This window comes from Herbaspirillum sp. meg3, assembly GCF_002257565.1.
Classification (GTDB): Bacteria; Pseudomonadota; Gammaproteobacteria; order Burkholderiales; family Burkholderiaceae_D; genus Herbaspirillum.
This window is the reverse complement of record NZ_CP022736.1, coordinates 680,075-701,744: the sequence shown is the minus strand read 5'-3', so window position 1 is coordinate 701,744 and position 21,670 is coordinate 680,075. Positions and strand designations below refer to the sequence as shown.

The following is a 21,670-nucleotide window of genomic DNA, read 5'->3' as shown; positions in this document are numbered from 1 at the left end:
TTCAGGGCCAGGCGCGCCAGCAGGAGCTGGAGTTGGCGCTTTGCCGTTGTTTTCAGGGGTGGTCATGCGTTGAGGCTGGGCTTGAGAAAGACAATCCTCGCATTATAACGACTTGCAAGGAGGGGAAATCCGGCAATTGCTTAGCAATCGTCCGGCAATCGAGAGGAATCCCGATCCGGGCAGAGCGCCGACATGCACTTGCCGACGCGACGGCGGATGAGAACCGGTGTTCTGAGAGCATTTTCGACAATAAGTTTCTCTTTTGTCTTGTAAAACGATTTTTATTACTTGAAAGAAAATTTCTTTACAGACAATAAATCTTGTTGCTAGGATGCCGCATGTTGCAATAATGATAATTATTTACCATCATCGTCCGGTTCCCCCTGCTTACCTTGATTGCCTTGATCGTGTTGATAAAAAACCCCAAACCTGTGGAAAGTCAGCGTGATTGAGCTCGTGCGGCGCCTCCGGCTGCGAAACTCCCGCTTCGTCGGCATCGATATCGGCCGCGAAGCCGTGCGCATTGTGGAGCTGTCTCGCAACAAGGTGGGCACTTTCAACCTGCAAAACTATGGCAGTGAACATCTCATCGATGGGGCCGTCGACGACGACGACATTCACGATCTTGAGCACGTCATGGCCGCAGCGCACCGTTTGTGGCAACGATTGAACTTCAAGGCAGACAATGCCGCAATCGGCATTCCCTCCAGCGCAGTAACCGTCCATATCTTCCCGACGGATCAGGCGAATAGCGAAAGTCAGCGGGAGAAACTTGCAGAAGAACACATCACCGCTTTGCTGGGCTATGACGTTGCCGACGCGTGCATCGATTTTTGTACCATGGGTCCGCCGACAACGACTTCCGATCAGATCACTATGCTGGTCGCCGCAGCGCGCAGAGACTGCGTTGAAGACCGCGTGGCTGTTGCAGAATCGCTCGGCCTTCGCACAACCGTCGCCGATGCCGAAATTTACGCGAGGCAAAGGGCATTGCAGTTCGCCGGTGCAAGCATCACGACAAACGATAGTGCCGCCCCCAGCCGGCAACCCATCGGCGATGTAAGCCAGATACCAAACCCGTTTGCCGGTATGACCCTTGCGGCCGGCATCGATCCCGCACAATTGCATGCGGAGGCTCCCGTTTATCTGGTCGCTTGTGGACTGGCGTTGCGAGGGTTTGAATGATAGTAAAACTCAACTTCCTTCCACATCGACATATCGAGAAGAAGGCACGGCAACAGCGTTTCTATGGGTGGTTAGGCGGCTTCATGCTGACCGGTGTAATCGCCGTGCTGGCTATCGGGATGATTCTCGATCACCAGGTCACGCAACAAAGCCTGCTTGTGCAAACACTTCAACTGGAACACGGCAAGCTCGATACGGAATTGAACGATGCCAGAATCCTGCAAGCAAGAATTGCCGACCTGACGCAGCGAAGACAAACAATGATGACGCTACGCCTGCGACAAAATCAGACGACTCAGCTACTGCAAACGCTGGCAGACCAGACGCCATCCAGCGTGCATCTGCAGACTTTGCAACAGCAAGCCGCACACCTCACGCTCAGCGGCAACGCTTCTACACCTGCGGACATCTTGCAGTTCGTCGCAAATCTTCACGGCGGCATGCTCACGCATGTCGCGCTGACGGAAATCAGCGCCGCACATCCGCAATCGGGGAGCGACATTCCAGGAAGCACTATTCATCGCTTTGTCATCACTGCAGAGATCATGACAAGGACAGCAAGCTTACCCTTGTCAGCATCATCGCCGTTGCCCCCATACGGCAGCAAAGCGGCGCAATGATCAGCTTGCGACCGGAACATTTTTTACCTGCGGGACATCCCGCAGAATGGCCGTGGTTCGGGCAAGCCCTGACCTGCATCGGCGCATTGGCGCTAGTCGTTTTATTGGGATGGCATTTCCATTTGCAACCCGACATGGCTCGCATGGACAGATATGAGCAGGAAAAACAAGCGCTGAAAGACACCTACGCAAGCAAAATCAACACCGCTGCCAGCTTGCCGGTCCTGCATCAACAGCAACAGCAAGCGGACGATGCACTACGCCAATTGCAGCAGCATCTCGTCGCGCAGGAAGAACGCAACACACTGCTGCAAGACATCGCGGCAGCAGCACGAATGCATGGCTTGATGCTTGAATCCATCAGACCCGGACAGGTGGAGATCAACCCAGACTACACAAGCTACGCCATCGGCATGCGACTGAGCGGCGACTATCACGCGCTGGGAAGTTTCACTGCCGACGTCGCGGCCATGCCATACATGGTCACGTTGAACGACTTGCAGCTCGCGATGAATAGCGACGGCGCTGTCGTCATGGACGTCGTGGCGGTGAGCTATCACCGGGGTGCTACGGCAACCAACTCCAGCGAGAACAGCGACGCATTGTCGAGAAGTCTGCAATGAAGCGGCGAATTCAATGTGAGCGCGCGCTCATGAGCATGCTGATGTTGATATCCGTCACTGGCTTGAGCGCTTGTGCGGACCGCGAAACAACCGTGCAGCTGCAAGCATGGATAGATACCCTGCGCAGCACTAGAACGGTAATGCCGCAACAAGCAATTTCTTCGCCAACATTCCTGCCACTGCACTACCGCGCGAACACTGACCACACACCTTTCGGCCGCGTCCAGACTATCGCGCCCACCGACGCCGCCGAGTCTGACACGGTGCGGGCTCGACCGAAACAACGAGGAGGCATGCAAGCTCTGGAAGACTTTCCCCTGGAGTCCATACAAATGGTCGGAACAATTTCCCGAGACGGTCGCCACCAGGCATTACTTCGCGCCAATGGAATCGTTTATATGGCGCACATCGGTGACTACGTGGGCAAAGATTTCGGCATGATCCGACGCATCTCCGATAGCGAAATCGAACTGGAAGAACTCCTGCCTGCCGCAAAGGGGCGCTGGACAAATCGCCAGACGACAATGACGTTACAAGGCTCTGGAAAATGAATACGTACCCCAACATCTACAGAGCATCTAAATTCAAACTCGACTTACGTGATGCATTTCGTTATATCTTGCGTCATGTGACAGGCTCCCTTGTCGCTATACCTCTCAGACCTCCTTTGCTAGCCTCGCTGGCTTTATCCTTACTGTTGAACTACAGCTTCGCTTTCGAAGCGAAGGCACAAAATACACGAAATGCCATTCTCGCCGTCGACGCGGTGGAAGCAGGAAAATACATCGAGGTACGCATCAGACTGCGTGAGGCGCCTGCATCATCACCATCGCATTTTTCCACGGCCAATCCGGCACGCATCGCGATCGATATTCCCGCTACCGACAATGCAACAGAGACATCGAATCGGCCCGTCAATCTGCATACCCTGCGTTCCTACGCCATCGCGCAATCGGAAGAGCGCAGCCGGATCGTTTTCATGCTCGGACAAGCAATGCCGTACACCCTCAGCACTGAGGGCAATATCCTGCTGCTCCGGATTGAGTCTCGCCCGTCGTCCGCAGCGCGGCCCAACGCAATACCGCCGCCGGCACAAGATCTGCCGATGTTAAAAAACATTGCCTCAAGGGGAAGGCCGCATCATTGTTGATCTTCCCGGCCCATCCACCATGCTCAATATCCGGCAGCAGGGAAAGCAGTTGATCGCAGAAATGAGCAACACAGGCTTGCCGGAATCTCTGCACCGCAACCTAGATGTCAGCGATTTCGGCACGCCTGTACGAACCATACTCAGCACGCAAGAGGCATCCAATGTACGCATATTGATCGATGCCGAAGGAACGTGGGAATACAACGCCTATCAAAAAGACACGCAACTGGTCATTGACCTGCATGCCCCTTCCGACAAGGGAAAACGTACGCAGCAATATCGTGGTGAAAAACTGTCACTGCATTTCCAAAACATTGAAGTACGCGCCATCCTGCAAGTCATCGCGGACTTCACCGGCCTCAACATCATCACCAGCGACAGCGTCGGTGGCGCACTGACCTTGCGGCTCAAAGACGTTCCATGGGATCAGGCGCTGGATATCGTGCTGCAGGCGCGCGGGCTGGATATGCGCCGCAACGGAGGCGTCATCTGGGTAGCGCCGCACGCCGAGTTGCTGTCCAAGGAAAAACTGGAGCTGGAACAACGTGCGCAAATCGCCGACCTCGAACCCTTGCGTGCAGAAGTGTTCCAGCTGAACTATCAGAAAGCCGAAGCATTTCGTAAAGCCTTCGGCATCAGCGATGACGGCGGCCATGCCGACAACATCGGCTATAGCGGCAACGCCGTTCACGGCAACCGTCACAACAGCATCCTGTCGCGACGCGGCAGTGCCATGGTAGATCAACGGACTAATCAGTTATTCATCACGGATACGTCGACCGTGCTCGACAACATCCGCAAGCTGCTGGAAAAAGTGGACATCGCGTCACGCCAGGTATTGATCGAGGCGCGCATTGTCGAAGCCGATGATTCATTCAGCCGCAATCTCGGTGTGCGCCTCGGCTTCTCGGCAAAGGCGAATGGTTTCGCCGCAGGCAACACCTACAACAGCGTGGGAGAACTGGCGGGACTGACACCGGCCGCACCGGCGTCCTATGCCAACAACCACGCAGTCAATTTGCCGGCGTCTGCCATCGGCGGCGCTCACGCCGGCAGCTTCGCGCTGAGCCTCTTCAATGCCGCAGCAAATCGCTTTCTCAACCTTGAGCTGTCGGCACTGGAAGCGGACGGCAAGGGAAAAATCGTTTCCAGTCCCCGCGTCGTCACGGCCGACCAGCAAGCCGCCCTGATTGAGCAAGGGGAAGAAATTCCCTATCAACAAGCCACGAGCAGTGGAGCGACATCGACAGCGTTCAAAAAGGCAAATCTCAAACTTGAAGTCACTCCGCAAATCACGCCTGACGGCAACGTCATTCTCAGTGTTGATATCAACAAGGATAGCCGCGGTACAGCCACGCCAGGCGGTCTGGCCATCAACACCAAACACGTCAAAACCCTGGTACAGGTCGAAAATGGCGGCACCGTCGTCATCGGTGGGATATATACCCAGACTCAGTCAACGGCGGTCTCCAAGGTGCCCTTGCTGGGCGACATTCCCGTTCTGGGCAATCTGTTCAAAAACACCAGCAGAATCGATGACAAAACGGAATTACTGATCTTCCTGACGCCAAAAATCGTGCTGGATCAGCGTTTTTCACGCTGAAACCGGCCTCAACCCATCTTTTTCCCGATATTTTCACGACAACACTGCAACAGACGGTAAAATCGTCGGTTGCAGCCCGTTGTCTTGGGAAGGCGCACAAAACATGCAAAGAACATGCTTGCCTCCCGCACGCAACAGGCCTTCGGACAATCCCGCAGCGAACCCAGAACTCATTTCATGAATATCCGTGAGATGCGTTCTTACTCAAAGAGGCACTGGCAAGGCGTGCGACGCGTCGCGTGGCGGTGCCACGCAAGGAGCGCAACGCAGCCAGTGCCTCTTTGAGTAAGAACCCGGAGGGAACGTCCTGTTTGGGCGTATTGCTGCGTTGCGCCGCTTGCCAAGCCACCTTGGCTGCGCGACGCGCCTTGCACTACATCCCAAACAGGATCGTTCGCACTCATGGATATTGATGAAATGAGTTCTAGTATGAGTGGAAGCATCTTTCTTGTCGGCCTGATGGGCGCCGGCAAGACAACCATAGGGCGTGCCCTGGCGAAAAAATTGAATAAGCGCTTCGTCGATTCGGATCACGAGATCGAGTCGCGTACCGGCACAACCATTCCTGTGATCTTTGAGATCGAAGGCGAGGAAAGTTTTCGCAGGCGAGAAGCCGACGTTATCCGCGAACTGAGCGCCCAGCAAGATATTGTTCTTGCCACCGGTGGTGGCGCCATTCTGCGCGCCGAAACACGTGAATACCTCAAGCAGCGCGGCACCGTGATTTATCTGCGCGCAGGCATCAATCAGATTCTGCAGCGCACCGGCCGTGACAAAAACCGGCCGCTGCTGCAAACAGCGGATCCGCGCCGCAAGCTCGAAGAACTGTCGCGTCAGCGTGATCCCTACTACCGTGAAGTCGCCGACTTCGTCATTGAAACCGGCCGCCCGAATGTACAATTTCTGGTGCAATCCATCCTGAGTCAGCTTGAACTCACGCCGAAGCCGACTGCCGACATGTTAATGGCAGAGGCTCAGCCTGAAAGCCCTGCGACTACTGCATCTGCATCTGCATTTGCATCAATTAACATCATTTCAGCTGAATCCACCATGACTGCATCTACCCATTCCACCATTGCCCTGCAAGTTGACCTGGGAGAACGCAGCTATCCGATCACCATCGGCTACGGCCTGTTGTCCAATCCCGAATTGCTGACGCGCCACGTTGCCGGCAAGCGCGCCGCCATCGTCACCAACGACAAGGTCGGCCCGCTCTATCTGGCACAGGTGCAGAAACTGCTGGAAGACGCAGGCAAGCAGGTAACAGCTATCGTGCTGCCGGACGGCGAAGAAGAAAAAACCTGGAACAGCCTGATGAAAGTGTTCGATGTCCTGCTCGCTGAAAAATGCGATCGCAAGACCACCATGATCGCACTGGGCGGCGGCGTCATCGGCGACCTGACCGGCTTTGCCGCGGCGTCGTACATGCGCGGCGTGCCTTTCATCCAGATCCCGACCACGTTGCTGTCGCAGGTCGACTCCTCAGTCGGGGGCAAGACCGGCATCAATCATCCGCTCGGCAAAAACATGATCGGCGCGTTCTATCAGCCGCAAGCCGTGATCGCAGATACCGCGACGCTGCACACGCTGCCGGCGCGCGAACTATCGGCGGGACTGGCTGAAGTCATCAAGCACGGCGCCATTATCGACGCCCCCTTCTTCGACTGGATCGAAGCCAACATCGACAAGCTTGTCGCCAAAGACAATGCGGCACTGGCGTATTCAATCCAGCGCTCCTGCGAAATCAAAGCCGAAGTCGTGCGTCAGGACGAACGCGAGGGCGGCCTGCGCGCGATTCTCAATTTCGGCCATACCTTCGGCCACGCCATCGAGTCAGGCCTCGGCTACGGCGAATGGCTGCACGGCGAAGCCGTCGGCTGCGGCATGGTGATGGCGGCCGATCTGTCGCAACGCCTCGGCTTCATCGACATCGCCACCAAGGATCGACTGACAGCGCTGGTCAACGCTGCCGGCCTGCCGGTCGTCGCACCGAATCTCGGTACACAGCGCTGGCTGGAACTGATGGAAGTCGACAAGAAAAATGAAGGTGGCCAGATCAAGTTCATCCTGATCAAACCGCTCGGTCAGCCACTGATCACCAGCGTACCGCAAGACATCCTGCTGCAGACATTGGCAGCATGCACGGAGAATTGAAACTGATTTTCTGTCTCGCTGTCCCTGTTTTGTGCTGCATTGAAGAACCTTCATGAAATGAGTTCCTGACATGACCCAAGACGCGCCGCTCCAATTAGCTCCCTATGCCGCACATGCAGCGAGATCGGCAGGACGGCGTTTCACGGAACCAGCGCCCGGTTCGCGCACGGAGTTTCAGCGCGACCGCGACCGCATCGTTCACTCCACAGCATTCCGTCGCCTCGAATACAAAACCCAGGTCTTCGTCAATCATGAAGGCGACCTGTTCCGTACGCGTCTCACCCACAGTATCGAAGTCGCGCAGATCGCCCGATCCTGCGCGCGCAATCTGCGACTCAATGAAGATCTGGTGGAAGCCATTTCACTGGCGCATGACCTTGGCCATACACCCTTCGGCCATGCCGGCCAGGACGAGCTCAACAGCTGCATGAAGGACTTCGGCGGCTTTGAACACAATCTCCAGAGCCTGCGCGTGGTCGATGATCTGGAACAACACTATGGCGCTTTTGACGGTCTCAACCTGACCTTCGAAACGCGCGAAGGTATCCTCAAGCATTGTTCGCTGCCCAACGCACGGCAACTCGGCGCGATCGGCCAACGCTTTATCGACAAGAAACAACCTGGACTGGAAGCGCAGCTGGCCAACCTCGCCGACGAGATCGCCTACAACAATCACGATATCGATGATGGTTTGCGCTCCGGCCTGCTGACGCTGGCGCAACTGGGCGAAGTGGATTTCTTCGCGCGCCATCAGCGCGAAGCAGCGCAAGCCTTTCCCGGCATCACCGGTCGCCGCGCCATCAATGAAACAGTGCGTCGGATGATCAATGCCCTCATCGTCGACTTGATCCACACGTCACAAGCCAACATCGCCGCCGTCGATCCGAAAAGCATCGACGACGTACGCAATGCGGCGCCACTCATCGCCTTCTCTGAAGCGATGAAAGAGGAAGCAGCGATACTCAAACGCTTCCTGCGCCAGAATCTGTATCGCCATTATCAGGTCAATCGCATGACCAGCAAGGCGCGCCGGATCATCGCGGAGTTGTTCCATGCGTTCATTTCTCAACCCAACCTGCTGCCGCCGGACTATCAGGTTTCAGCGCAGGTGAGCAGCGAAGACGACGATACGCGTCGACGCCAGGCCCGCAAGGTAGCTGATTACATCGCAGGTATGACGGATCGCTATGCCATGCGCGAACACCGCCGTCTGTTCATGGTGGAAGAACTTTAGTAAGAAATTCAGAATAATTTTTAATAGTCTGCAAATCTATTTCTTTTTTTCTGACTATTTCAACTCCTCTCGTTGCGCAGCCTCTTTCGATTGCTACCATCTAGCGACTGTTTTTTCGACGTCTCGACTGCGGAAGAATATTCAATCAGGAGGCAATCATGCAGAAACGCGCTCAGCACCAGAGTCGCCACCTTGGCGCAATCGTCATTTTTCTTCTCGGCGCACTTACTTTTCGGCCTGCAAGCGCCGTCGATGAACGCCCTCCGGACAACGCGATCGTCATCGGCCAGTCCACCGATCTGAGCGGCATCTATTCTCAGGTTTCGCGTCAGTTCATCCTGGGTGCAAATGTCTATTTCACCCAGCTCAATGCACGTGGTGGAATTCAGGGACGGCCTGTCCGCCTGCTGACGATGGACGACAAAAACAATCCTGAACTGGCATTGAAAAACACAGAGGAATTAGTCAACGAGCAAAAGGCGCTAACCCTGTTTGGTTACGTGAGCGCCAAAACTGCGGCGGCCGTTCTGCCTTTCATTACCGCGCAGAGAATTCCCTACTTCGCCCCGGTGTCAGGTGCAAAACTGCTCTATGCCCCATTTAATCGCCACATCTTTACCATTCGTGCGAGTTATGTCGACGAGTATCGCCACCTGCTGCCGCGTTTCGCCCAAATTGGTCTGAAACGGGTAGCTATTTTCAACGACACTGCCGGCCTTCCGCATCGCGCATTGATGCAGAGCCTGACCGCCGAAGCCAATATTCAACTGGTTTCCTTCGAAAGCGGTTTAGGGATGGACGTCGGAAAAACAGCAGACAATCTTCTGCAATCCAAACCTGATGTCGTCATGCTCATGAGCATTTCGAATGACCTCAGCAGCTCGCTGATCAAAAGTCTGCGTAGCAAGGGCTACCTCGGCTACTTCTATTGCGCCTCGCTGGTGTGCAGCCCCTTGCTGACGGACGAACTTGAAAACGCCGCCACCGGTATGCTCATCACGCAGATAGTCCCCTTTCCTTGGAAGGCAGCGCTGCCGATTGTCGGTGAATATCAAAAAGCCATGACCAAGGCAGGCATCAAAAAATTCAACTATTTGAGCCTGGAAGGTTATATCGCCGCCAAAGTTTTGTCCGAAGGTCTGGTACGCGCAGGTCCTCACGCAACACGCGAAAAATTGATTGCCGCTTTGGAAAATCTCAATGGCAAGAATTATAAGAACGATGGATATCCCATCAATTTTTCGAGCACAAACCACCAGGGTTCAACCTACGTCGACTTGACGACCGTAGGAAAAGCAGGCGTCATCGTGAATTAGTGCGACATTCCTCTCAGGCAAGGAAAGAAACAATCGTTCACGATGCCGGCAAGGGGATACCAAACCTTAGGAAGTTTAGGCTTTTTCATGGAAAATTCTTCAATTTCATTGAAAGCGATACGTATTGTCTCGCATCTACGCGCAAAGTCCTACATCGAAAAATGACTTTCTGACCTTCAGATTCTTTTTCTGATGCCGTAAGTTGGGGATGGACTGCCGTATTTCTCTCTCTTTTGTGCGGTCCTTGTACAGGAGACTGCCATGGCAATCAGCACCACCGACATCAATACTTTAAGCACCATCCCACAGACCACCAACCTGCCGGCCAATACGGACGCCGCTGAGAGCACGACCGGCACTGGTACGACTAACGGCGCCGATGGCGCTACACAAACCAAATTGACTCCCGAAATTGCAAAACAGCAATTGAATGCATCGATTCTGCAGGCATCTCTGGAGGTATCGATCAGCTCACAGAATGATCCGCTGGCATTGGTCTACAAGTCAGCCATTGAAAACCTCAATGACATTCTAAAGCCGCAGCTTGGTGAAAATGCAATCCAGAACGCAGCGTCTCAGGACAACAGCCCTGAAGCGACTGCAGGACGCATTCTGTCGTTTATCAAAAGCACATTCCAGATGTTCAGCCTCAATAACTCCAAGAGCGCGGATGGCACGGATGCGACCGATGGCTCCGATACTGGCACCGACAATAACGCTGCCTTCGATAATTTCATGAGCCTGATTCAAAAAGGCGTCGACCAGGGCTTCAGCGAAGCGCGCGGCATCCTGTCGGGACTGAATGTACTCAATGGCGATATCGCCAGCAACATTGACAAGACATACGAGATCCTCAAAAAAGGTATCGCCGATTTCGTCGCATCGATCAAGAATCCAACCACCGATGACGGCTCGACACCAGCAACCGGCGACGGCAGCAGCTCCACAACCACAACAGTTTCAGTTTCTGTTTCAATCACAGCGAGTCGGACCGAAGTCATCAATTATTAATTCGATGTTGCTCGATTCTGCAGTGCTGGTTGGAAGCAACGAGCCAATACAGAATATAGAATCAGCGCAATAAAATAGACGGATAGACGTAAAAAAAGACGCGGCATGCCGCGTCTTTTTCTTTGCCCCTGCTTCACAACAATTCAACGTTTTCCAAAAAAACGCTGAACATTCTGGTAGCAGGCTTAGCCCTTCAGCTTGGCGAAAGCTGCCGCCATGGCGTTATTCGCAGGCGCTTGCTGACGTGATTGCTGGCCCTGATGCTGCGACAAACGACGCGCGTCGTTGCGATCGCCACGCTGTTCCGGCTTGCTGCCGGCGACCGGCGCACTATCGGACAAACGCATCGTCAGCGCAATACGCTTGCGCTTCTCGTCGACTTCCAGCACTTTCACTTTCACAACCTGCCCGGCTTTCACCACCGTGTGCGGATCCTTGACGAAGGTATTCGACAACGCCGAAATGTGTACCAAACCATCCTGATGCACGCCGATATCGACGAAGGCGCCGAAGGCTGCCACGTTGGTGACCACGCCTTCCAGAATCATGTCAGGGCGCAGATCCTTGATTTCTTCCACGCCATCCTTGAAGGTCGCAGTGGTGAATTCCGGACGTGGATCGCGACCTGGTTTTTCCAGCTCTTTCAGGATATCGGTCACGGTCGGCACACCGAATTTTTCATCGGCATACTTGGTCGGGCTCAAGGACTTCAACAATGCGGCTTCACCCAGCACCCCTTTGACGTCCTTGTTGATATCGGCCAGGATTTTTTCTACCAGCGGATACGATTCCGGGTGAACCGCCGAAGCGTCCAGCGGATTTTCGCCGTTCATCACGCGCAAGAAACCTGCGGCCTGTTCAAACGTCTTGTCGCCCAGGCGAGGCACATCGCGCAATGCAGCCCGCGAAGCAAACATGCCCTTCATATCGCGATACGACACGATGCTTTGTGCGACAGCGGCATTCAGACCCGACACACGCGCCAGCAACGGCGCCGATGCGGTATTGACGTCCACACCCACGGCGTTCACGCAATCCTCGACAACGGCATCGAGCGAACGCGCCAGTTGCGATTGGCCGACATCGTGCTGATACTGCCCCACGCCGATCGACTTCGGATCAATCTTGACCAACTCCGCCAGCGGATCTTGCAGACGACGTGCGATCGATACTGCGCCGCGGATCGACACATCCAGATCAGGCAATTCTTTCGAAGCAAATTCGGATGCCGAATACACCGATGCGCCGGCTTCCGATACGACGATCTTGGTCAGCTTCAACTCAGGACGCATCTTGATCAGATCTTGCGCCAGCTTGTCGGTTTCACGCGATGCCGTGCCGTTACCGATGGAGATCAAGGACACGTTGTGCTTCTCGGCCAGCTTGGCCAGCGTGTGCAGCGAGCCTTCCCAATCATTGCGCGGTTGATGCGGGAAGATTGCCGTGGTGTCGACTACCTTGCCGGTCGCGTCGACCACCGCCACTTTGACGCCGGTACGCAGTCCTGGGTCAAGACCCATGGTAGCGCGTGGACCTGCAGGTGCGGCCAGCAACAGATCTTTCAGGTTGCGGGCGAAGACGTTGATCGCTTCCGCTTCGCTGCGCTCGCGCAGGCCGGTCATCAGTTCTGTATCCAGATGCATGAAGACCTTCACGCGCCACGCCCAGCGCACGGTGTCAGCCAGCCATTTGTCGGCAGGACGGCCCTTGTTGCTCACGCCAAAACGCGCAGCAATGCGGCCTTCGCAGGGATTATGCGGCGCATCCCACTTCGGCTTTTCTTCTTCCGTATCCAGACGCAGGGTTACGGTCAGCATTTCTTCACGGCGGCCGCGGAACAAGGCCAGCGCGCGGTGCGAAGGAATGGTGCCGATGGTTTCGGAATAGTCGAAATAATCGGCAAATTTTTCACCGGCATCTTGCTTGCCTTCCACCACTTTCGACTCGACCACACCATGTTCGGTCAGGTATTCGCGCAGCGATTGCAGCAACGCCGCATCTTCGGAGAAACGCTCCATCAGAATCTGACGCGCGCCGTCCAGCGCAGCCTTGGTATCAGCCACACCAGGATTGTCGCCGTTGTCGGTGGTGAAGGCCGGCTTGAGATACTTGGCGGCTTCTTCTTCCGGATTGAGCATCGGGTCGTTCAGGAGAGCATCGGCCAGTTCCGTCAGACCGGCTTCTGCTGCGATCTGGGCCTTGGTGCGGCGCTTTGGCTTGTACGGCAGGTACAAGTCTTCGAGACGGGTCTTGTCTTCAGCGTGGACGATGGAATCAAGCAGTTCCGGCGTCATCTTGCCTTGCTCTTCGATCGACGCGATGATGGCCGCGCGACGGCTTTCCAGCTCGCGCAGATAGCGCAGGCGCTCTTCCAGCAAGCGCAATTGGATGTCATCCAGCCCGCCGGTGGCTTCCTTGCGGTAACGCGCGATAAACGGCACGGTCGCGCCTTCGTCGAGTAAGGCAATCGCGGCGGCAACCTGCACCGGCTTGGCGACGAGTTCAAGAGCTAAACGTTGTTCGATGGAAGGCAACATGACAATGAAATCCGGGAATTGAAAAACAAGCGTTGGATGATACGCAATTCAACCGCATGCGCCAATCTTGACAGGGCTTATTTCTTGCCAAATAGATGAAATAAATCGCTTGCATCTAGACGCACACTAGGTTTGAGGCGGATTGAGGAGATTTTCTGGCGATTTTTTGACAATACCCAGTCATAAATTTCACACCAATTGGACGAGGGGATTCGATATCCGCGATAATCCCCGCTTTAATGTTATTTTTTATACAGCATGTCTATCCGTCTCATCGTCGGCCTCGGCAATCCCGGCCCGGAATACGAGCAAACCCGGCACAATGCCGGCTTCTGGCTGGTAGACAATCTCGCCGGCAGCACCCGTCTTGCACGCGAGACCCGCTTTAACGCGCTGGCCGCGAAAACATTCATCAGCGGCAATGAAGTCTGGTTGCTCGAACCGCAGACTTTCATGAACCGTTCCGGGCAATCTGTGGGCGCATTGGCTCGCTTTTACAAGATCGCACCAGAAGAAGTGCTGGTCGTGCATGACGAACTCGATATTCCGCCCGGCAGCGCCAAGATCAAGAAAGGCGGTTCCTCCGGCGGGCATAACGGCCTCAAGGACATCACCGCCTCGCTCGGCACGCAAGACTACTGGCGCCTGCGCATCGGCATCGGCCATCCGCGCACCATGGGCTTGCAACAGCCTGTCGCCGACTTCGTGCTGCATCGTCCACGCAAGGAAGAACAAGCCTTGATCAATGAGGCCATCGAGAAAAGCCTCGACGCGATTCCATTGCTGTGTGAGGGTAAGTTTGAAGCAGGCATGATGCAGCTGCATACAGCGGCGAAATAGTCTCGCCTCACACGGAACCAGACGCCCAAATAAAAACGCCGGCAGCGTGCATCAAGCAGGCTGCCGGCGTTTTTAACACTTCAGAAAATTACTTCAATGTAGAAAATTTCTGCTCCAGCGTCTTGGCGTCAATCGCGCCGGGAATACGCGAGCCGTCCGCAAAAATGATGGTCGGCGTGCCGGTGACCTTCATCTTCTGACCCAGCGCCAGCACTTGCTCATGCGGTGCATTGCAGGATACCGGCGCAGCCGATGCTTCCTTGCCGTTCATCATCCAGTCGCTCCATGCCTTGCTTGGATTGGCGGCGCACCAGATATTGCGCGACTTCTCGATCGAATCCTGCGCCAGGATGTTGTACTGAAAGGTATAGACGGTCACATTGTCGACGTCTTGCAAAGTCTTCTGGAAGCGCTTGCAATAGCCGCAGTTCGGATCTTCAAACACGGCGATGAAACGCTTGCCGTTGCCCTTGACGGTCTTGATCGCCAGGTCCAGTGGCAGGTCGGAGAACTTCACCTTGTTGATCGCCTGAATCTTTTCCTTAGTAAGGTCGCGATAGGTTTGGGAATCGACCACGCGGCCGATGAACAAGTACTGCGCCTTGGCATCCGTGTAAATCACGTCGCCGTCGACCTGCACTTCGTAAAGACCGGAGTATGGCGTCTTGGTCACGGATTCAACCTTGGCGCCTTCGCCGAGACGCGGCTCAATCAGTTTTTTGATATTGGCCTCGGTCGTATCGGCAGCACATGCCGAACCGCCGACACAAGCCAGAAACAATCCGGCAGCGGCCACAACTGCGGAGAGTGCGGCGGGAAGTGCAAAAATCTTTTTCATGTTTATTCCAATGGAAGGACAGTCTCGTCGCAACCGGTTCCGCAGCAATACCTTGTCTGCCGGCCGGCTCATGCAAATTCTGCCCACACTATAAGTTAAATCGATTAAGTACGTTTGCCGAGCGCGTGGGCCATCAAACGCCGCTTTAAGACAGGCAGGTGATTCACCAAGTTCAATCCCAGATTACGCATTACGCGCAAGGGTTCAATATTGGTTTCAAACAGGCGGGCCAGACCGTCTGTCGCCAACTGCATGAGCAAAACTTCTTCCTTGCGGGCGCGTGCATAACGGCCCAACACGCGTGCATCGCCGCAATCACGCTGCGGCTCGCGCCTGCTGATGACGTCAAGCAGCGCGGCAACGTCGGCAAAGCCGAGGTTCATGCCATGTCCGGCCAGCGGATGAATCACATGCGCCGCATCGCCGATGAGCGCGACGCGTGCCGCAGTCATGGCGTGCGGCTTCACCAGCGTCAGCGGAAAATCGCGCACCAGCTCAGGCTCCAGCGGCGTCAGTGCGCCCAGAACGGAACCGGCATATTTGGCCAGATGTTGCGCCAATTGTGCAGCGGACTGACGCAGCAAGGTTTCGGCCAATGCATCCGGCGCCGACCACACCAGCGACACGCGCTGACCCGGCAACGGCAACAAGGCGACAATACCTTCGGCAGCGGTGAACCATTGATAAGCCACACCCTGATGCGCTTTCTCGCATGCAAAATTGGTGACGATGGCACGTTGACCATAGGCGCGATAATCGAGTCCGATGTCGCACTGCCCGCGCACCCACGACTGGCCGCCGTCGGCACCGACCAGCAAAGACGCTTTCAGCACGTCGCCACTTTCCAGTTGCAGCTCAACACCCTGCGCGTCCGTGCGCAGCGAAACAGCGCGACCGTTGGTCACGCGCACATTGGGAGAAAATTTCAGTGCCGCATCAAGCGCGCCATTCAGATTACGGTCTTCAACAATCCAGGCCAGCGCATCGACATGCGCCGAGTACGCATCAAAGGCCAGCTTGCCCGCATGATTGTCGCCATCGCCGAAGACTGCCATACCATCCACGGCAGCGACACGCGATGCATCGAGCGCATCCCAGACCTTGATGGAAGAAAGCAAATCGCGCGCGATCTGATTCACCGCGTAGACACGCACGTCCCAGCTCGCCTGCTCGGCGGTAGTCGCGTGCGACTGAACGGGCGCCAGCAAATTGACACGCAGGCCGGCTTGCGCCAAAGCCAATGCAGCCGTCTTGCCGATCGCACCATTGCCGACGATGCAGATATCGCTGGACTGCGCATCCGTCACCTTGCGAGCGGCGGCCGAAGAGGAATTTAATGTATGACCATTCATGGGAAAGCATTATAAACGGCTTCACGGTATGACCTTCCTTGATCTCCATCACAAGAAACTCAAGGAAATGCCGCATAAATAAAGGGCTCGCAAGCAGGCGACATAGTGAAAACGAAAGGGGCAAACAAACTTTTTATAAAAAAAGTGGAAGCACCCTTTGCATTCCAAAATTATCTTGCTATAATTCGGCCTCTTGGCCTGGTAGCTCAGTCGGTAGAGCAGAGGATTGAAAATCCTTGTGTCGGTGGTTCGATTCCGCCCCGGGCCACCAAAAATAAAAGTTGTACCCGAAAGCAGCATTACTCACGTAATGCTGCTTTTTCGTTTTGGTGATTTCGGGATGCACGTTTTCCCACCCATCCGGACAAAGAAATGACGCGTCCGACATCGTCCCATCTTGATCAATGTAAAACCCGGGGGCCTTCCGGCAGGCTTTCCCAATCCAGAGTAGAATCAGCCCCAGTCAGTGAACTGTTGTCCCTAGTTAATGCTTTTGTTTGATTTTCATTAACTCCCCCGCAGGACGGCTCCGCGACTTTGAGCAACCATCATCACGCAGTAACACAACATGAACATCCCCGAGCAAGGCCAGCTGGTCTGCGGCCCTTGTGGCCTCAAGAGCGGCTACAAGATTCCTGCCAGTGCCATCTGGCACTACGCGACATGCATCAAATGCCATACCAAACATAGCGTCACCGCTCAGGTCAAACCCGACGCGCGATAAGCGACAAACAATAGTGAAAAAAGCGGAGCGCCCTTTAATGGTCGCTCCGCTTTTTTACTATCCGCCTGACCAAAGCTGATCAGGCAAGCCCGCTTAGCGCGGCTTGAGTTCAGTCAAACCCTGCTCGGCCAATGCCCGCAACCAACCCAGACCTGCCGAGGTCGCGGCCGCAGGGACGTACTCGCAACCGATCCAGCCTTTGTAACCCAGCGAATCGATCAGTTTGAGCAGATAGGGATAGTTCAGCTCGCCGATGTCCGGTTCATGACGTTCCGGCACGCCTGCGATCTGGATGTGACCGACGCCGGCCATGTCGCGCTTGAGCTTGACGGCAACGTCGCCCTCGACGATCTGGCAGTGGTAGCAATCAAACTGCACCTTCAGATTCTCTGCGCCGATTTCTGCACAGATGGCTTGCGCATCGTCCTGGCGATTCAGGAAGAAGCCCGGAATGTTGCGGGTGTTGATCGGCTCGATCACCACCGTCACGCCAGCCAGGTCGGCATGGTGCGCAGCGTACGACAGATTGTCCATGTAGACGGCGCGATGCTTGGCGCGATCCTGCTCGGGACGAATCAAGCCGGCCATCACGTGCAAGGTCTTGTTGCCGATGACGCTGGTGTATTTCAGCGCAGTGTCGATGCTGCGCTTGAATTCATCTTCGCGTCCAGGCAAGGAAGCAATGCCGCGTTCGCCCGCAGCCCAGTCGCCGGGCGGCGCATTGAACAAGGCTTGCGTCAGACCGTTGGCATCGAGACGCGATTTGATTTCTTCCGGCTGAAAATCATACGGAAACAAAAACTCAACGCCGCTGAAACCATCTTTGGCGGCAGCGGCGAAGCGATCGAGGAAAGCATGTTCGTTGTACATCATGCTCAGGTTGGCGGCAAAGCGCAGCATCGTGATCTCCTTGGGATGAGGGCGCGCACCTTGTTCGGATGCGCGCCGGATAAATCTGTTGAAAGCTTATTTATTGACTAGTTTAGGCGATGTTTTGAGCACCGCCGCAGAACCGATCACCAGCATGATTGCCAGCATGTACATGCCGGTGGCGCCGTTGTGCGTCAGATCCTTCAGATAACCGATCAGATACGGGCTGACAAAACCTGCCAGATTACCGACCGAATTGATCGCGGCAATACCAACCGCAGCCGCAGCACCAGTCAGGAAAGAAGTCGGCAACGACCAGAACAACGGTGCGCAGGTCAGCACACCAGCAGCGGCCAACGACAGCGATGCGATCGAAATGGCGGTGTTATCCGCGAACAGAGCTGCGCCGACAAAACCTACCGCGCCCATCATGGCAGGCACGATCAGATGCCAGCGACGTTCGCGGCGTGCATCGGCGCTGCGGCCGATCAGGTTCATTGCGATGATCGCGCAGCCGAAGGGAATCGCGCTCAGCAGACCAATGTGCAGGTTGCCGGTCACGCCGGTCGCCTTGACCAGGGTCGGCATCCACAGTGTCAGACCGTACTGGCCCATGACGAAGCAGAAATAGATCAGGCACATCAGCCATACACGCTTGTCGCCGACGATGTCTGCAAACGAATGCACGCTTTCCTTGCCCTTTTGGTCGGCGATGATTTCGTCTTCCAGCAATTTCTTTTCGTCGTCCTTGAGCCACTTCGCCTTGGCGATGCCGTTGTCCAGATAGGCCAGTGTTGCCAGACCGATCAGGACGGCAGGAATCGCTTCGATGACGAACATCCATTGCCAGCCGTGCATGCCGGTGGTGCCGTGGAAGGCGTCCATGATCCAGCCCGACAACGGGTTGCCGAGAATGCCGGCAACCGGGATACCCGACATGAACACGGCAATCACCTTGGCACGGCGATGCGATGGATACCAGTAAGTCAGATACAGGATGATGCCGGGATAGAAGCCGGCTTCAGCCAACCCGAGCAAGAAGCGCAACACATAGAACTGCATCGGGGTTTCAACGTACATGAAGGCTGCCGACAGAATGCCCCAGGTGATCATGATGCGGGCAATCCAGACGCGTGCGCCGACCTTGTGCATCAGGATGTTGCTTGGCACTTCGAAGAGGAAGTAGCCGATGAAGAATACGCCGGCGCCGAGGCCGAACACGGTTTCGCTGAAGCCGAGGTCGACCGACATTTGCAGCTTGGCAAAGCCGACGTTGACGCGATCCAGATACGCGATGACGTAGCACAGCATGAGGAAAGGCATGATGCGCCAGAATACTTTTGCATAGACGCGTTTTTTTTCTTGTTCGTTGGCGCTGGAACCCTGGTTAGGCTTAGACTCGGCTCCGAGTGTGGTTGATGCAGTCATGCTACGACAATCTCCTGTTGATTTAATACAGCCGCTCCCACGGCCGTTGGTTTATGGCGCCTGCTTGAATGAAACATGCGCAGGCAATCTAAAAATCTGACGTACTGATACCCAATCGGCTGATGCTTGGCCGGCAAAAAAAGTGAATGCTGCCGCCGGGATACCGGTTATGGACGGCATCCCTGTTTGATTGCTTTTTGTTTTTGTTGGAGCCGATCCGGATCGCTGAATGACTACCAGCGCGCGTTGAACACCTCGCGTAACTCTCGCAATGCAGCCTCATCCAGAGGTGCAACGTTGCCGCCTGCCAGATGCCACAGCTTGGCGGTTTCTTCCAGTTCTTCCAATGCGTAGGCTGCCTTGGACACAGAGCTTTCCCACACCACCGGACCGAGGCGCTCAAGCAATACGCCGCGCACCTTGTTGGCGAGTTGCTTCACTTGTTCCGCCACCAGCGGATCGCCCGGACGACGATAAGAAATCAATGGGATATGACCGACCTTCATCACGTAATACGGCGTAATCGGCGGCAGCACATCGTCCTGTGACCAGACACCCTTGATGGTCAGGTTGACCAGATAAGTCGAGTGCGTGTGAACAACGCCGTGCATCTCCGGATTGTTGTCGTAGACCATGCGGTGCAGCGCCAGCGTCTTGGACGGCTTGTCGCCCGACACCCAGTTGCCGCCCGCATCGACTTTGGCAATACTGGCCGGGTCGAGATAGCCGAGACAGGCGTCCGTCGGCGTGATCAGCCAGCCTTCGCCATCCGGCAGCCGCGCGCTGATGTTGCCGGCAGATCCGACGGTATAGCCGCGCTGATAAAGACTGGCGCCGGTGCGGCAGATCTCTTCGCGCAGTTGGAACTCTTTGTTCATACTCACTCCTTGGCTCCGCCGAGGAAGCGCAACGCCTTTTCAAAGAAATCAACACTGCCGAAATTGCCCGACTTCAGCGCGAGTGCCAACGGTTGATCATCGAGCGTGGCCGTCGCGGGGACGCCCGGATCGATCTGCGGTCCGATGCGCAATGCGCGCACGTCGAGCGCCTGCACCACCGCGCCGGAAGTTTCACCTCCTGCAACTACGAACTGGCGCACGCCGCGTTCGCGCAAACCCTTGGCAACATCGGCCAGAGCCTGCTCCACCAGATGGCCCGCTTTCGCAACGCCCAGTTCTTTTTGCACCGACTTCACTTCGTCGGGTGTCGCCGTGGCGTAAATCAGCACCGGTTCTTTCTTGATATGTTCGTCGGCAAAGGCCAGTGCCTGTGCCACGACCGCTTCGCCGCGCGCCAAAGCCAGCGGGTCGATACGGTAAGCGGGATGCTTCGACTTCCACTCGGCGACCTGCGCGTTGGTGGCCTTCGAGGCGCTGCCTGCCAGCACCACCGACAAGCCATCAACCTTGGGCAATTGCGCTGCTTCGCCTGCTGCATGTAGCAATCCGGCACGGCGGAAATTCTCCGGCAAGCCGAGTGCAATGCCTGAACCGCCTGTGACCAGTTTCAACTCAGCGCATGCCTCGCCCAACACGTACAAATCACGATCGGAGACGGCGTCAGCGATGGCCATCTTCACGCCATCAGTACGCAGCGCTGTGAAGCGTTCAGTCACGGCAGCGGCATCCTTGGCCACCGTGTCATAACGCACCAGGCCGACCTTGGACTCGGTCTGACGTTGCAGCACGCGCACGAGATTGGCATCGGTCATCGGCGTAAGCGGATGATTTTCCATCCCCGACTCATTGAGCAGCGCGTCGGCGACGAAGAGATAGCCGCGATAAATGGTGCGGCCGTTCTCCGGGAAAGCCGGGCAGGCAATGGTGAAGTCAGCACCCAGTTCTTTGAGCAACGCGTCGGTCACCTGGCCGATGTTGCCGGCGTCGGTGGAGTCAAACGTGGAGCAATACTTGAAGAAGAATTGCGTGCAGCCTTGCTGCTGCAACCAGCGCAACGCAGCCAGCGATTGCTCGACCGCTTCGGCGGCAGGAATCGTGCGCGACTTGAGTGCGATCACCAGCGCGTCGACTTCGACGGCGGGCATTTGCTCAGGGATACCGATGGTTTGCACAGTACGCATACCGCCGCGCACCAGCATGTTGGCGAGATCGGTCGCGCCGGTAAAATCGTCGGCGATGCAGCCGAGTAGAGGCTTGGCTTGGGCTTGAGACATGGTCAACTCCTG

Annotated in this window: 19 protein-coding genes and 1 tRNA gene; 13 read left to right on the top strand and 7 right to left on the bottom strand. The window is 55.8% G+C overall.

Annotated elements, in window-relative coordinates:
- Nucleotides 1–444: 444 nt before the first annotated feature.
- The 10 genes from pilM to hmeg3_RS03160 all read left to right on the top strand — a co-directional run bounded on the left by pilM (nt 445) and on the right by hmeg3_RS03160 (nt 10,896).
- On the top strand, nt 445–1,185 hold the full coding sequence (pilM, locus tag hmeg3_RS03200; protein ID WP_094562454.1) for a type IV pilus biogenesis protein PilM: 741 nt from the start codon (nt 445–447) through the stop codon (nt 1,183–1,185).
- Nucleotides 1,182–1,805, top strand: coding sequence for a PilN domain-containing protein (locus hmeg3_RS03195; protein ID WP_094562453.1), 624 nt, complete (start codon nt 1,182–1,184; stop codon nt 1,803–1,805). Before pilM ends, hmeg3_RS03195 begins: the two co-directional genes overlap by 4 nt.
- Nucleotides 1,802–2,428 (top strand): type 4a pilus biogenesis protein PilO, encoded by a 627-nt coding sequence (locus hmeg3_RS03190; RefSeq protein ID WP_094562452.1) that lies wholly within the window; start codon nt 1,802–1,804, stop codon nt 2,426–2,428. Before hmeg3_RS03195 ends, hmeg3_RS03190 begins: the two co-directional genes overlap by 4 nt.
- A gap of 29 nt (nt 2,429–2,457) precedes the next feature.
- Nucleotides 2,458–2,979, top strand: a complete 522-nt coding sequence (locus hmeg3_RS03185) for a pilus assembly protein PilP (RefSeq protein ID WP_157739205.1) — start codon at nt 2,458–2,460, stop codon at nt 2,977–2,979.
- Nucleotides 2,976–3,578, top strand: a complete 603-nt coding sequence (locus hmeg3_RS25005; protein WP_232511843.1) for an AMIN domain-containing protein — start codon at nt 2,976–2,978, stop codon at nt 3,576–3,578. The genes hmeg3_RS03185 and hmeg3_RS25005 overlap by 4 nt, the downstream gene beginning before the upstream one ends.
- Nucleotides 3,547–5,181 carry a type IV pilus secretin PilQ gene (locus tag hmeg3_RS03180; protein WP_232511842.1) on the top strand — a complete coding sequence of 545 codons (1,635 nt, stop codon included), beginning with the start codon at nt 3,547–3,549 and terminating at the stop codon, nt 5,179–5,181. The genes hmeg3_RS25005 and hmeg3_RS03180 overlap by 32 nt, the downstream gene beginning before the upstream one ends.
- Nucleotides 5,182–5,610: 429 nt before the next feature.
- Nucleotides 5,611–7,335: a bifunctional shikimate kinase/3-dehydroquinate synthase AroKB gene (aroKB, locus tag hmeg3_RS03175; protein WP_094562450.1), complete on the top strand. Its 1,725-nt coding sequence runs from the start codon at nt 5,611–5,613 to the stop codon at nt 7,333–7,335.
- Between the two features lie 70 nt (nt 7,336–7,405).
- A complete protein-coding gene (locus tag hmeg3_RS03170) occupies nt 7,406–8,569 on the top strand; it encodes a deoxyguanosinetriphosphate triphosphohydrolase (RefSeq protein ID WP_094562449.1) in 1,164 nt (387 codons plus the stop codon).
- A gap of 158 nt (nt 8,570–8,727) precedes the next feature.
- The gene (locus hmeg3_RS03165; RefSeq protein ID WP_094562448.1) at nt 8,728–9,885 is read left to right on the top strand and encodes an ABC transporter substrate-binding protein; all 1,158 of its coding nucleotides are present in this window, start codon (nt 8,728–8,730) and stop codon (nt 9,883–9,885) included.
- Nucleotides 9,886–10,146: 261 nt separating this feature from the next.
- The gene (locus hmeg3_RS03160) at nt 10,147–10,896 is read left to right on the top strand and encodes a DUF5610 domain-containing protein (RefSeq protein WP_094562447.1); all 750 of its coding nucleotides are present in this window, start codon (nt 10,147–10,149) and stop codon (nt 10,894–10,896) included.
- A gap of 185 nt (nt 10,897–11,081) precedes the next feature.
- Here hmeg3_RS03160 and hmeg3_RS03155 read toward each other — a convergent pair whose 3' ends face one another.
- Nucleotides 11,082–13,433 (bottom strand): Tex family protein, encoded by a 2,352-nt coding sequence (locus hmeg3_RS03155; RefSeq protein ID WP_094562446.1) that lies wholly within the window; start codon nt 13,431–13,433, stop codon nt 11,082–11,084.
- 258 nt (nt 13,434–13,691) lie between these two features.
- Between hmeg3_RS03155 and pth the strand changes: the two genes are divergently transcribed.
- On the top strand, nt 13,692–14,273 hold the full coding sequence (pth, locus tag hmeg3_RS03150) for an aminoacyl-tRNA hydrolase (protein WP_094562445.1): 582 nt from the start codon (nt 13,692–13,694) through the stop codon (nt 14,271–14,273).
- A gap of 88 nt (nt 14,274–14,361) precedes the next feature.
- Here the strand turns inward: pth and hmeg3_RS03145 are convergent, their stop codons facing one another.
- Together hmeg3_RS03145 and hmeg3_RS03140 are read right to left on the bottom strand one after the other, a co-directional pair.
- Complete coding sequence (locus hmeg3_RS03145; RefSeq protein ID WP_094562444.1) at nt 14,362–15,111, bottom strand: DsbC family protein; 750 nt, start codon at nt 15,109–15,111, stop codon at nt 14,362–14,364.
- A 104-nt stretch (nt 15,112–15,215) separates the two neighbouring features.
- Nucleotides 15,216–16,463, bottom strand: a complete 1,248-nt coding sequence (locus hmeg3_RS03140) for an FAD-dependent monooxygenase (protein ID WP_232511840.1) — start codon at nt 16,461–16,463, stop codon at nt 15,216–15,218.
- A gap of 195 nt (nt 16,464–16,658) precedes the next feature.
- Here hmeg3_RS03140 and hmeg3_RS03135 point away from each other — a divergent pair.
- Together hmeg3_RS03135 and hmeg3_RS24885 are read left to right on the top strand one after the other, a co-directional pair.
- Nucleotides 16,659–16,734 (top strand) — tRNA-Phe (locus hmeg3_RS03135).
- A 297-nt stretch (nt 16,735–17,031) separates the two neighbouring features.
- Nucleotides 17,032–17,187, top strand: a complete 156-nt coding sequence (locus hmeg3_RS24885) for a hypothetical protein (protein ID WP_198361777.1) — start codon at nt 17,032–17,034, stop codon at nt 17,185–17,187.
- 93 nt (nt 17,188–17,280) lie between these two features.
- Here hmeg3_RS24885 and otnI read toward each other — a convergent pair whose 3' ends face one another.
- From otnI to otnK, 4 genes are all read right to left on the bottom strand, one after another.
- Nucleotides 17,281–18,087 carry a 2-oxo-tetronate isomerase gene (gene otnI, locus hmeg3_RS03130; RefSeq protein ID WP_094562443.1) on the bottom strand — a complete coding sequence of 269 codons (807 nt, stop codon included), beginning with the start codon at nt 18,085–18,087 and terminating at the stop codon, nt 17,281–17,283.
- 66 nt (nt 18,088–18,153) lie between these two features.
- Complete coding sequence (locus tag hmeg3_RS03125; RefSeq protein ID WP_094562442.1) at nt 18,154–19,485, bottom strand: MFS transporter; 1,332 nt, start codon at nt 19,483–19,485, stop codon at nt 18,154–18,156.
- 233 nt (nt 19,486–19,718) lie between these two features.
- A complete protein-coding gene (locus hmeg3_RS03120) occupies nt 19,719–20,363 on the bottom strand; it encodes an aldolase (protein WP_094562441.1) in 645 nt (214 codons plus the stop codon).
- Between the two features lie 2 nt (nt 20,364–20,365).
- Nucleotides 20,366–21,658 (bottom strand): 3-oxo-tetronate kinase, encoded by a 1,293-nt coding sequence (gene otnK, locus hmeg3_RS03115; protein ID WP_094562440.1) that lies wholly within the window; start codon nt 21,656–21,658, stop codon nt 20,366–20,368.
- Between the last annotated feature and the right edge of the window lie 12 nt (nt 21,659–21,670).